We start from the raw sequence: 13028 nt of genomic DNA on the forward strand, positions 1-13028 counted from the left end.
GCCCTGGGGTTTCCCCGCCCTGGGGTTTCCCCGCCCTGGGGTTTCCCCGCCCTGTTGAGGTGAAATTAAACTAACTTTTCTAACCGCCCGTTTAACGTTAAGTTGACACCATTAAGCTCATGCTTTACCCCTACCTTTAGAATCAAACAATCAAGCCGTTTTGAGTATAACTACTCTACCAATCCAAAAAGCTTATTGTATATAGGTTTCACAAAGTGCGCCCTGCTGGAATCGAACCAGCCTGAAGACGAATTATGAGTTCGTTGCCTCCCCAATCGGCCAAAGGCGCTTATTTACTTGGATTTTGACCTTGTAATTTCAGCTTAGTCATTTATTTCATGACTTTACTTTAACCACAGTACACCATTATATCATAATTTGGCAACCTATAAACAATCATCAAGAACAATTCCTGATTTTTCTTCCTTGTAGGAGTATAGGGCCTAAAATCGGGAATGCTAAATTCAAAAATCCCCATTAGCATATATAGTAACTAAATCTAAATTTCAATTTCCTTATGAGAATAAATACTACTGTACTACTAACTTTAATTTTGTTAACTCTGATGTTGGGTGCCGGTTCTGCAAGTGGTTTTTTGGGCTTTACCCTGGGGAGTATGGCACTTAAAGGTGTGACTACACCAGATGGTCGTCCTGTGACTAAACTTAACAGCAACAAGGCTAATAACCCCCAGGAGGAAAGTGTAGCTTTCTTAAAAGAAGAAGATATTCTCAAAGCCGTGAAATCACGAATTAACGACAAAAAAAAGGGTAATAAACCAGACAAATCGGAAGAAGAAGAGATTAAAGTTACCAAGCCGCAACCAAAGGAAACACCCGTTGTCGAAGAGACTTCTCAACCAGGATTTCCGGTAACGGCTGAAAGTGAAGGTGTTACCATGTCTGTAAAATCTATTCGCTATTCCGGTGGTGATTTACTATTAAAAGTGAATATGCAGAATAAAGGTGACGAGTCTGTGCGGTTTCTCTATAGCTTTTTAGATATTACTGATGACAAAGGCAGAACTTTGAGTGCAATTACCGAAGGTTTACCCGCAGAACTGCCCGCCAAAGGTGCAGAATTTAAAGGTACAATCAGCATTCCTACCGTTTTACTTGATGATGTCAAGCAGATATCTTTATCTTTAACTGATTATCCGGCTCAAAAACTCAAGTTACAATTGTCTGATATTCCTGTAGAGAAAGATAACTAGTACATCACGGCGTAAATAAAGCAACCATATTCAATCGCCAAAAAGCCTACTGTACATTAGTTTTGACTTTTGACCTTTGACTTTTGACTTCCGCCCTGCGGTACTAGGGTTTGCTAAAAAAGTCTTTTCGTGGGGGCTAGGAGTCAGGTGGAAGAAGGAAGAAGGAAGTGAGAATAGTCTCAAATTTGAGAAAGTGATGGGTTTTTGGTGGTTTCAATGCTTATTCCTGACATCTGATTTATCTTTTTTAACCCGGAAACTCTTAATATATCTAGGGTTTCCGTTTATTTAGCCAGCCGTAATTAAAATTTATTTGGGATTTTCTGCTCCAGTTGTCAAATTCTACACTATCTTAGACAGTGAGTGCTTTTTCTACCTTAAGTTGGACAGATACAGGACTGCGATTGTGTAGCGTGCTAGTGCTAATTGCTATCAATGCCTTTTTTGTGACGGCGGAGTTTTCAATGGTGACGGTGCGACGAACTCGGATTCAACAGTTGGTACAAGCTGGTGATATTCGAGCGATCGCAGTGGAAACATTACAACGTAGTATTGATAGACTACTATCTACAGCCCAATTAGGTATTACCCTTTCTAGTTTGGCTCTGGGTTGGATTGGCGAAAGTACAATTGCTGTATTGGTGGAAAAATGGCTCGATTCCTGGCCGTTAAGTGTGAGAATGAATTATTTACTCGCTCATTCTTTATCAGTTCCCATTGCCTTTTTTGCTATTGCTTACTTACAAATTGTTTTAGGAGAATTGTGTCCAAAATCAGTGGCTATGTTATACTCAGAACATCTAGCTAGATTTTTGGGACCATCTGTTAAATCTATAGTCCGGTTTTTCAGTCCCTTTATTTGGGTTCTTAATCAATCCACCCATTGGCTATTACGATTGTTTGGGATTGAATATACGGGTCAAAGTTGGCGACCGCCTGTGACACCGGAAGAGTTACAATTAATTATCTCTACAGAACGAGAATCTACGGGTTTAGAAAATGCTGAACGAGAACTTTTAAATAATGTCTTTGAATTTGGGGATATTACCGCTGAAGACATCATGATTCCTCGCACTAGCATTATTGGTATCCCCATAACTGCGAGTTTTCAAACCTTACTTGAGGAAATAGCTACCACTGGTCACTCTCGCTATCCTATTATTGGTGAATCTTTAGACGATATTCGCGGTATAGTCTACTTTCAGGATTTAGCACAACCTTTGGCGTTAGGAAAAATCACCCCAGAAACACAAATTCAGTCTTGGATGCGTCCACCTCGATTTGTACCGGAACAAACGCTTTTAAGTGAACTTTTGCCAATGATGCAGCAAGAGAAACCCGCTATGGTGATGGTAGTGAATGAATTTGGGGGAACTGTAGGACTGGTAACTATTCAAGATATTATTGCGGAAATTATTGGTCATGCTGGTGAACTTGACAGCACCAATGATTTATTGATTCAAATGGTAGACAAACAGACATTTTTGGTGCAAGCGCAAATTAATTTGGAAGAAGTTAATCAAATCCTACATCTCAATTTACCTTTAATGAGAGAATATCAAACTTTGGGCGGATTTTTGCTTTATCAATGCCAAAAAATCCCCAACAAAGGTGAGATATTTCATTATGACAATCTTGAATTTACTATCATCTCTGTTACTGGTCCGCGTCTTCACCAAATCCAAATTAGAATTTTAGATGAAGATAGATAGCGGGAGTCAGGAGTCAGGAGTCAGGAGTCAGGAATAAAAACCTTTTGTGGACGGAGTTCCATGAATACCTACGGTACGTTGACACTAACAATTCATGTCCTAACCACCTTGACCGTTGCTATAACTTTGTCAAAATGGCAATTCCTGCGGAGTGCGATCGCTCTACTTTGATATTATTGGATATTGGTTATAATATAGTATTAAGAATTATAAATGTTCTTTGGTAATTAAAAACTACAGAGATGTTTATAATTGATACATTTTTCAGAATTCAGAATGGTTGCGTCAACAAAAAACACAAGAAAAAAATACTCTTCATTTTGACTCCAAACACCTGACTGGGCGCAGGCCCTGCGCCCCTACTCCCTACTCCTGAATCCCTACATTTTAGCACTCCCTATGAATAATGATAAAGCAGTGATGAATTGGCAAGAACTTACCGCATCTAATGTAGTTGAGAATACAAACTCCAACTTCTTGGCAGAAATTGTTCAAGAAACTTTTGCCTTAACCCGTCGTCTATTTATTCAACTCCAACGCCGTCCCTCTAGCCTGATAGCCGGGATTATTCAGCCTGTTATGTGGTTAGTTCTGTTTGGGGCTTTATTCCAAAATGCGCCTACAGGCTTATTTGGTAGTACGACAAATTACGGACAATTTTTAGCAGCAGGCGTGATAGTATTTACTGCTTTTGCTGGGGCGTTAAATGCCGGCTTACCTGTGATGTTTGATAGAGAATTTGGCTTTTTAAATCGCTTGCTGGTTGCACCTCTAGCTTCGCGCTTTTCAATTGTTTTTGCTTCTGCTATTTTTATTATTAGCCAAAGTTTACTCCAAGCAGCGGTAATTGTGGCAGCAGCGGCATTTTTAGGGGCTGGTTTACCTGATATTACAGGATTATGTGCGATCGCTCTCATTGTCTTTCTCCTCGCTTTAGGTGTCACCGCTATTTCTTTAGGTTTAGCCTTTGCATTACCCGGACACATTGAACTTATCGCCGTAATTTTTGTCACTAACCTCCCATTATTATTCGCCAGCACAGCCTTAGCGCCTTTGTCCTTCATGCCCGGTTGGTTGCAGGTTATCGCCACCCTCAACCCTCTCAGCTATGCAATTGAACCCATTCGCTATTTGTATTTACATAGCAGTTGGGGATTAAATGATATCGTTATGCACGCCTTTTGGGGTGATGTTACCTTTGGGGTAGCGTTGTTAGTATTACTCGGTTTTGCACTAGTGGCTTTATTGAGTATCCAACCTCAACTACGTCGCAGTCTTGCTTAAAAATATATAAGGGGAATTTTCATGCAAAGTCCATTTTTACCAGTTCGCAAAATTATTGTTGCCACTATCGCCGGCATTAGTTTCGCTTCTCTATTAGGAGTATCACCCACCTTAGCTAATCCTAGTCAACCTTTTGGGACTTTGGAAAGCGATCGCAATAGCAATACCTTATCTGGTAATGGCTCAGATTTCAACCCCCTCACTCTCATGCACACATTGCAAATGAGCAATACCCAATGGAATGCGGAACAACAAAATCAACAGTTAGATCCAGCCATAGCCGCATTTAAGGCAGAACAACAGAAACTACTTCAACCTCAACTACAACAAAATCCAGGCACCTCTGTCATTATCCCTGGACAAAATCTCTTTCCTTTACAGATTTCACCATCATCAGGTAAATAACACTTACAGCAAATTGTCATCAAACCTGGAACAAGAACCCCACCCCCAACCCCCTCCCCGCAAGCGATGAGGGGGCTAGGATGTACCTTAATATGATTGGAAATTGCTGTAAATGGGAAATAATGGGCGCAAAGTCTACGCCCTCAAGGAGTTACTTGATGATTAAAGTCCCAGTTTTGCCAAAACATCACTGGCTTGGGTACTAGTGTTAACAGAAGCATCAACATCAATGATTTTGCCATCACCATCAATTATGTAGGTAACACGCTTGGCATAACCACCACCATCAACATCATAAGCAGCGATGATACTTTTGTTGGTATCAGCTAGTAAAGGGAAATTCAGATTATACTTCTGGGTAAATGCTTGGTGATCTGCCTCACCATCAGCACTCACACCTAACACAACAATACCTTTACTTGTATATTCTGACTGAGCATCGCGGAAACTGCAAGCTTGTTTAGTGCAGCCAGGTGTGTCATCTTTGGGATAAAAGTAGAGAACTACGGTTTTACCTTTAAAATCAGACAATGAAACTGTGTTGCCGTTAGTATCTGTAGTGGTAAATGCAGGTGCGTCTGTACCAACTGTTAGAGGCATAATTCACCTTATCCTGTTTAGAAAATATTCATGCAATCAAGATTTTACATTGACACTCTCCGGTCTAAAGACGCGGAGATTCTATAGAGAGTTTCAGTCTATATCCCTCAGTTATCCCAGTTTCAGGCACTGCCTTAAATATTTGGGTTCTTGCCCTGATTTCGTTGGACCTGGCGGGCGAAATCATATCTGACAAGCGTAACTTTCCGAGAGTCCCTCGGTAGCTTTTTACGTCTTTAGTGACAATATAGTTGTATCACGAATATGGATTAAAATCAATGCAGGATAAAGGAAAGCCTCTAGCCTTCATCCCTTGTCTAAAGCACAGATGTAGCTTCCTAAGTCAGCTACATCTTCAAGGGTTTTCGGCATTTCCCTTATAACTTGCTTACCGAATATTCTGCCAAAGAGGTATTTATTTTCCAAGCATTGACAAAAAGCCCAACATAGAGTAATAAAATGCCTACTGTGGATTCCTCAAACCTTAAACCCTTAGTCTATACTAGTAAAGCCCTAGAAAGAGCCGAGCGATCGCTAATCTGTTCACCCTTTAACCTGAATTTGTTTATAGCCATGACTAGCCAAAGTATCCAACTAGGTGCTATAGCAATGGAGAAAGGAACTCAGCAAAATTACACCAAGCAACCCTTATCAGAATTGACCTGTGAAAACGCTTTAGCCTGGTTAATTGATGTGGGAGTATTGCGGCGAGAAGTTGATGGACAGGGCATTACAGACAGTTTTCGCCTAACCCCCTTGGGTCATCAATTGATTGTCAAGTTAAAAGATCAGAAATTGCCTAATCCTTCCCTGAGCGATCGCTACAATGATTTTATGACTCGTTGGTTACGTTTACCCTTTTGACCGACATTAATTGTGCTTAAAACTTTGGTGGGGTGGGCATCTTGCCCGCCGTACTTATGCAAGTTTAAAAAAATAACAGTTTATTTACAGATGCACTACTAAATCTCAGCATACTAAAATATAGTTAAAAATGAAATCAATCATGGTAGTGGGAACAACATCCCACGCAGGGAAATCACTCATAACCACAGCTATTTGTCGGATTCTTTCCCGGCGCGGGTTGCGAGTATCCCCCTTTAAAGGTCAAAATATGGCTTTAAACGCCTATGTTACCGCCAGTGGTGGCGAAATAGGCTATGCTCAAGCAGTGCAAGCTTGGGCGGCGGGAATAGCCCCCCTGGTAGAAATGAACCCAATTTTACTGAAACCCCAAGGGGATATGACATCGCAAATTATCCTCAAAGGTAAAGCCATCGGGAAAGTCAGCGCCACAAATTATTACGAACAATATTTTGACATCGGTTGGCAGACCATCAAAGAATGTCTACAATACCTATCTACAGAGTTTGATGCCCTCGTTTGTGAAGGTGCTGGTAGTCCCGCCGAAATTAATCTCAAACACAAAGACCTAACTAATATGCGGGTGGCAAAACACTTAAATGCACCCACGCTTTTAGTAGTTGATATTGATAGAGGTGGAGCATTTGCTCATGTAGTCGGCACACTAGAACTATTAGATCTAGAGGAACGCGCCTTAATTAAAGGAGTCGTCATTAACAAATTTCGAGGACAGCGCTCAATTCTCGAACCCGGAATTAAATGGTTAGAAGAACGCACAGGTATCCCTGTTGTCGGCGTGATTCCCTATTTAGAACAAGTTTTCCCAGCGGAAGACTCCCTAGATTTACTAGAACGCAAACCCACAAAAGCTAACTCTGAACTAAATATTGCGGTGATTCGTTTACCCAGAATTGCCAATTTCACCGATTTTGACCCCTTGGAATCAGAACCATCAGTCACCGTCAAATATTTACATCCTAAGCAAAGTTTAGGACATCCAGATGCAGTAATTATCCCAGGGACAAAAACCACCATTGCCGATTTAATTACCTTGCAAAAAAGCGGCATGGCAGAAGCAATTCAAAACTATGCAGCTTCTGGTGGCACGGTTTTAGGCATTTGTGGCGGTTTCCAAATGTTGGGGCAGTCTATAACTGATCCAGAAGGAATGGAAGGACAATCTGGTAAATATCCAGCGTTAAATTTATTACCTATAAAAACAGTCATTACTGGTCAAAAAACTGCCCGTCAGCGTCAAGTTACTTCCAATTATCCCCAAGCGGGTTTACCTGTGACTGGGTTTGAAATTCACCAAGGGCGCTCGCGCATAGAAAACCCAGCAGATCAAAAATCCTGTCAGCCTCTATTTGATGATGCTAATTTAGGGTTAGTAGATAGTTGTCAATCAGTTTGGGGAACTTATCTACATGGAATTTTCGATAATGGTCCTTGGCGACGGGCTTGGGTAAATCGTCTCCGGCAACAACGGGGTTTGAAATCTTTACCCACAGGTGTAGCTAACTACAAAGAACAGCGGGAACAAATGTTAGATTCTTTAGCTACTCAAATTGAAGAACATTTAGATTTAACACCATTTATATAGATTAAGATGCTTGTTAGTTCATCTGATTTGAGTTAGATAACTCCACAAAAAAGATGAACTGCTTGCCAATCTTGTGGGATGGGCATCCTGCCCGTCCTTGATGATTAGCAGGCAAGATGCCCGCACCACAAGAAATTTTTGGGTATTTTTTTAATGGGAAGTCTCTTAAATAAATAGGGTTTGGTGAATAAGTTGTCTGTGAAGGCAGAGATCTCTTAACTTCTCGGTTTAGCATAACAAGTACCGAAGAACCAAAACATCTTTTTCTTGACTGAACTTTAAACTCAGTAACTTTTGTTTCTTATCTGTTCCCTGTTCCCTATTCCCTTTTTTTGTAAACAAGTCCCTTCTCCTTCACAGTGAGAGTGGGGTAAAATGAGAGGTGCTGCTGTTATTGTTCATAAAACAACTATCACGAAAATATATGACAACTAACCCACCAACTCTCACTTAGAGGTTGTTTGAAAAGTATTAGATGAAACCGATAATCTCCAGAAACCTAACCCCCATTCCCCCCTTCCCTACGTTAGCGCAGCGTGCCGAAGGCTGGGAAGGGGGAAACCGGAAAAATTAGTTGGGTTATGGGTTTTACGTTAAGTTGACACCATTAAGCATTGCTAAACCCCTACCGGGAGAATCAAATAATTAAGCCGTGTTGAGTATAAATTTTCAATTCCATATATGTCACATATGTTACCCTAAATATGTGTCATTAAAAGATTATTTATAACTAAAAGATTACGGTTGTGTTTATAAGTAACACATCCTAGTATCATATACATATTTAACCTGTTTGGATAAGAATTTGTAAAGGTTTACCACTGCTCAACAGTGTCAAGTACCTCCTTTCTTGTTGGTATTTATTCGAGAAATAGGATAATTTTTGATTTTGATATCATCAGAGTAAGTTTCAACGCACTTTAACTATTAGACCGGAACTTCAGTTCCGGGCGGGTATGAAAGCTTAGTTACCAAGTGAAAAGGAAAAAAATATGTTTAGCAACTCTTTTCTCCGTCAAACCGCGACAACTATTGTTTTTATTGATGCCTCCGTTTCCGACTATCAGACTCTACAAACAGGAGTTGTAGAGGGTGTAGAAACGGTGATTCTTTCCCGAAATCAAGACGGGATTGAGCAAATTAGCCAAGTTTTACAACAACATCCCCACATCACCACCATTCACATCGTTTCCCACGGTGCGCCGGGATGCTTGTATTTAGGAAATAGTCAATTAAACTTAACCAATATTCACAATTACACCCAACAGTTACAACACTGGCAACGTCAGAATATTTTACTATATGCCTGTAACGTCGCTGCTGGGGACGCTGGGGCAGAATTTATTCACAAATTACATGAGATAACCAACGCAACCATTAGCGCGTCAGCCACAAAAACCGGCAATGCAGCATTAGGGGGAAATTGGCAATTAGAGGTGAATATTCCCGTTACAGAGACGTTCCATGGAACGTCTCTACCTTATTTGCCGGATATTGTTTTTAGTGCAGACACCCTCAACACCTACCAGGGAGTATTTGCACCCACATTAGTGGGAGAGTGGGATTTTTTAACCTATGCCCATGCTGTGACAGTGGTGGGTAACTATGCCTACGCCGTGGGGGACACACTAGATATCATTGATATTAGCAATCCTAGTAAACCTGTTGTTAAGGGAACTTACAATATTAATTATGCTTATGGTGTGCAAGTAGTGGGTAACTACGCTTATGTTGCTGATACTTATTCAGGACTACAAATCATAGACATAAGCAACCCCACTACCCCCACCCTCAAGGGCAATTATAATACTTCTGGCTCTGCTCAAAGTGTGCAAGTAGTCGGTAACTACGCTTATGTTGCTGATTCTTGGTCAGGACTACAAATAATAGACATAAGCAACCCCACAACCCCCACATTCAAGGGCAATTATGATATATACAATGCTTTTGGTGTACAAGTGGTGGGTAACTACGCTTATGTTGCTGATGGTTATTCAGGACTACAAATAATAGACATTAGCGACCCCACTACCCCCACCCTCCAGGGCAATTATGATACATCTAGACCTGCTTATGGTGTGCAAGTAGTCGATAAATATGCTTATGTTGCTGGTTTTGGTTATTATAGTGGTTCAGGACTAGAAATCATAGACATTAGCAACCCCACAACCCCCACCCTCAAGAGCAATTATAATATATCTGGATCTGCTTATGGTGGTATAGGTGTGCAATTGGTGGGTAACTATGCTTATGTTGCTGATTCTTGGTCAGGACTACAAATAATAGACATTAGCGACCCCACTACCCCCACCCTCAAGGGCAATTATGATACATCTGGATCTTCTTTTGGTGTGCAAGTGTTGGGTAACTACGCTTATGTTGCTGATTCTAAAGGACTACAAATCATAGACATTAGCGACCCCACTACCCCCACCTTCAAGGGTAATTATGATACATCTGGATCTTCTTTTGGTGTGCAAGTGGTGGGTAACTACGCTTATGTTGCTGATTCTAAAGGACTACAAATCATAGACATTAGCGACCCCACAACCCCCACCCTCAAAGGCAATTATGATACTTCTGGATATTCTTTTGGTGTGCAAGTAGTCGGTAACTATGCTTATGTTGCTGATTCTAAAGGACTACAAATCATAGACATTAGCGACCCCACAACCCCCACCCTCAAAGGCAATTATGATACTTCTGGATATTCTTTTGGTGTGCAAGTAGTCGGTAACTATGCTTATGTTGCTGATCCTAAAGGACTACAAATCATAGACATTAGCGACCCCACAACCCCCACCCTCAAAGGCAATTATGATACTTCTGGATATTCTTTTGGTGTGCAAGTAGTCGGTAACTATGCTTATGTTGCTGATTCTAAAGGACTACAAATCATAGACATTAGCGACCCCACAACCCCCACCCTCAAAGGCAATTATGATACTTCTGGCTCTGCTCAAAGTGTGCAAGTGGTGGGCAACTACGCTTATGTTGCTGATTATGATTCAGGACTACAAATCATAGATATCAGCAACCCCACTACCCCCACCCTCAAGGGCAATTATGATACTTCTGGCTCTGCTCAAAGTGTGCAAGTGGTGGGCAACTACGCTTATGTTGCTGATTTTTGGTCAGGACTACAAATCATAGACATTAGCGACCCCACAACCCCCACCTTCCAGGGTAATTATGATACATCTGGTTATGCTAATGGTGTGCAAGTAGTCGGTAACTACGCTTATGTTGCTGATTATGAAGGTGGTTTAAAGATTATTAATGTCAGTGAGTTTACTAGTCCATCTTTAAACCAAGCACCAACAGACTTCACTCTCTCCACCGGCACAATTGCCGAAAACCAAGCCATTGGTACAGTGGTTGGTAATCTCACCACCACAGACCCAGATACAGGAGACACCTTTACCTATAGTTTAGTCCCTGGAGAAGGTGCAACGGATAATAGTTTATTCACTATTACCAATAATCAACTTAAAACCAACTTTGTATTTGACTTTGAAACCAAAAACAGTTACAGCATTAGAGTTAGAACCATAGACCAAGGTGGGTTATTTTTTGAAAAACAATTAACCATTGGAGTCAGCAACTTTAACGAAACTCCTACTAATTTAACTCTCTCTAATAACACCGTTGCCGAAAATCAAGTTATTGGTACAGTTGTTGGTAATCTTAGTAGCACAGACCCAGATACAGGAGACACTTTTACCTATAGTTTAGTCCCTGGAGAAGGTGCAACGGATAATAGTTTATTCACTATTACCAATAATCAACTTAAAACCAACTTTGTATTTGACTTTGAAACCAAAAACAGTTACAGCGTTCGCGTCAAAACCACAGACCAAGGTGGGTTAAGTTATGAAAAAGAATTAACCATTGGTGTAACTGATGTTAATGAAACTCCTACTAACTTAACTGTTTCCAACAGCACAGTTGCCGAAAATCAACCCATTGCTACAGTTGTTGGTAATCTTAGTAGCACAGACCCAGATACAGGAGACACCTTTACCTATAGTTTAGTCCCTGGAGAAGGTGCAACGGATAATAGTTTATTCACTATTACCAATAATCAACTTAAAACCAACTCTGTATTTGACTTTGAAACCAAAAACAGTTACAGCATTAGAGTTAGAACCACAGACCAAGGGGAGTTATTTTTTGAAAAACAATTAACCATTGGTGTAACTGATGTTAACGATAACGAAAGCTTTACCACCACACCCCAACAAGATATCATAGATGCTGACTATGGAGACAACATCATCACCAGCACCTTTGCCAATTTACAACAAAACGACACCATTAATAGTGGTACAGGCACAGATACCTTAATTATCACAGGGGGGACAGTTGATGATACTATCTCCATAGATGCCAATAACACCACCAATCAATTAGATATTCCAGGGACAACAGTATTCGGATTTGAACGCTTTGATTTAAGTGGCTTTACAGGTACAGTCAGCTTTGATGGTACTACTGGTAATGACTGGGTTAAAGGTGGTACAGGAAACGATGATTTAAGTGGTGGAGACGGTAATGACACTCTGAACGGGGGAACAGGTGCAGATTTATTAGGTGGTGGTAAAGGTAATGACACTTATGTGGTAGATAATGTGGGTGATGTCATTGCTGAATTTTTAAATCAAGGTATTGATACCGTTGAATCTTCTATCACTTGGACATTAAAAGCCAACTTAGAAAACCTCACCTTAACTGGTACAACTTCTATTAACGGTACAGGTAACACCCTCAATAATACCCTCATCGGTAATACTGGCAACAACACTCTTAATGGTGGCGCTGGTGCGGATACCCTCATTGGTGGTACAGGTAACGATTCCTATTATGTGGATAATGTAGCAGATACCATCATAGAAAATATCAATGAAGGAACAGACAGCGTTTCCAGCACTATCAGTTACACTCTAACCGCCAACGTAGAAAACCTGACTCTAACCAGAATAGACGCGATTAACGGTACAGGTAACAGCCTCAATAATAGCATTGCAGGTAATATAGCCGCAAATATTCTCACCGGTGGTGCTGGTAATGATATCCTCAATGGTGGCGCTGGTGCAGATACCCTCATTGGTGGTATAGGTAACGATTCCTATTATGTAGATAATGTAGCAGATACCATCATAGAAAATATCAATGAAGGAATAGATTAGGACTTACGCATTGACAAAAAAATGAATCTATGTTGATGAAGCAGCACAAGCATTGGTAAGATTGTCCACAATGTAGTCGCGCACAACTAAAGTGAATAAGTTTCTTTGCACTTCATACCAATTAGAAATTATGTTTTCAGAGCGCATTTTTTCTAAAC

General features: G+C 40.7%; 8 protein-coding genes and 1 tRNA gene. 7 read left to right on the top strand and 2 right to left on the bottom strand.

What is annotated here, in order from left to right:
• Window positions 1-216 precede the first annotated feature (216 nt).
• Window positions 217-289: transfer RNA gene (locus IQ226_RS22575), tRNA-Ile, on the bottom strand.
• Between the two features lie 228 nt (window positions 290-517).
• Here IQ226_RS22575 and IQ226_RS22580 point away from each other — a divergent pair.
• The 4 genes from IQ226_RS22580 to IQ226_RS22595 all read left to right on the top strand — a co-directional run bounded on the left by IQ226_RS22580 (window position 518) and on the right by IQ226_RS22595 (window position 4614).
• Entirely contained in the window at window positions 518-1213 is a 696-nt protein-coding gene (locus tag IQ226_RS22580; protein WP_193899136.1) for a hypothetical protein, read from the top strand.
• 359 nt (window positions 1214-1572) lie between these two features.
• Complete coding sequence (locus tag IQ226_RS22585; protein ID WP_193899138.1) at window positions 1573-2925, top strand: hemolysin family protein; 1353 nt, start codon at window positions 1573-1575, stop codon at window positions 2923-2925.
• Window positions 2926-3324: 399 nt separating this feature from the next.
• Entirely contained in the window at window positions 3325-4209 is an 885-nt protein-coding gene (locus IQ226_RS22590; RefSeq protein WP_193899140.1) for an ABC transporter permease, read from the top strand.
• A 21-nt stretch (window positions 4210-4230) separates the two neighbouring features.
• On the top strand, window positions 4231-4614 hold the full coding sequence (locus tag IQ226_RS22595; RefSeq protein ID WP_193899142.1) for a hypothetical protein: 384 nt from the start codon (window positions 4231-4233) through the stop codon (window positions 4612-4614).
• A 162-nt stretch (window positions 4615-4776) separates the two neighbouring features.
• Here IQ226_RS22595 and IQ226_RS22600 read toward each other — a convergent pair whose 3' ends face one another.
• Window positions 4777-5214, bottom strand: a complete 438-nt coding sequence (locus tag IQ226_RS22600; protein ID WP_096670632.1) for a peroxiredoxin — start codon at window positions 5212-5214, stop codon at window positions 4777-4779.
• Window positions 5215-5673: 459 nt separating this feature from the next.
• On the opposite strand from IQ226_RS22600, the gene IQ226_RS22605 reads away from it, so the two are divergent.
• From IQ226_RS22605 to IQ226_RS22615, 3 genes are all read left to right on the top strand, one after another.
• Window positions 5674-6078 carry an Npun_F0494 family protein gene (locus tag IQ226_RS22605; RefSeq protein WP_193899144.1) on the top strand — a complete coding sequence of 135 codons (405 nt, stop codon included), beginning with the start codon at window positions 5674-5676 and terminating at the stop codon, window positions 6076-6078.
• A 130-nt stretch (window positions 6079-6208) separates the two neighbouring features.
• Window positions 6209-7681 carry a cobyric acid synthase CobQ gene (gene cobQ, locus IQ226_RS22610; RefSeq protein ID WP_193899146.1) on the top strand — a complete coding sequence of 491 codons (1473 nt, stop codon included), beginning with the start codon at window positions 6209-6211 and terminating at the stop codon, window positions 7679-7681.
• Window positions 7682-8673: 992 nt separating this feature from the next.
• Window positions 8674-12870 (top strand): DUF4347 domain-containing protein, encoded by a 4197-nt coding sequence (locus tag IQ226_RS22615; protein WP_193899148.1) that lies wholly within the window; start codon window positions 8674-8676, stop codon window positions 12868-12870.
• Window positions 12871-13028 lie beyond the last annotated feature (158 nt).

The organism is Dolichospermum sp. LEGE 00240 (assembly GCF_015207875.1).
Lineage (GTDB): Bacteria > Cyanobacteriota > Cyanobacteriia > Cyanobacteriales > Nostocaceae > Dolichospermum > Dolichospermum gracile.

What these genes read in the sequence shown, in the direction of transcription:
- IQ226_RS22580 (WP_193899136.1), top strand. Translation starts at nt 518, where the DNA reads ATGAGAATAAATACTACTGTACTACTAACTTTAATTTTGTTAACTCTG.
- IQ226_RS22590 (WP_193899140.1), top strand. Translation starts at nt 3,325, where the DNA reads ATGAATAATGATAAAGCAGTGATGAATTGGCAAGAACTTACCGCATCT.
- IQ226_RS22595 (WP_193899142.1), top strand. Translation starts at nt 4,231, where the DNA reads ATGCAAAGTCCATTTTTACCAGTTCGCAAAATTATTGTTGCCACTATC.
- IQ226_RS22600 (WP_096670632.1), bottom strand. Translation starts at nt 5,214, where the DNA reads ATGCCTCTAACAGTTGGTACAGACGCACCTGCATTTACCACTACAGAT.
- IQ226_RS22605 (WP_193899144.1), top strand. Translation starts at nt 5,674, where the DNA reads ATGCCTACTGTGGATTCCTCAAACCTTAAACCCTTAGTCTATACTAGT.
- cobQ (WP_193899146.1), top strand. Translation starts at nt 6,209, where the DNA reads ATGAAATCAATCATGGTAGTGGGAACAACATCCCACGCAGGGAAATCA.
- IQ226_RS22615 (WP_193899148.1), top strand. Translation starts at nt 8,674, where the DNA reads ATGTTTAGCAACTCTTTTCTCCGTCAAACCGCGACAACTATTGTTTTT.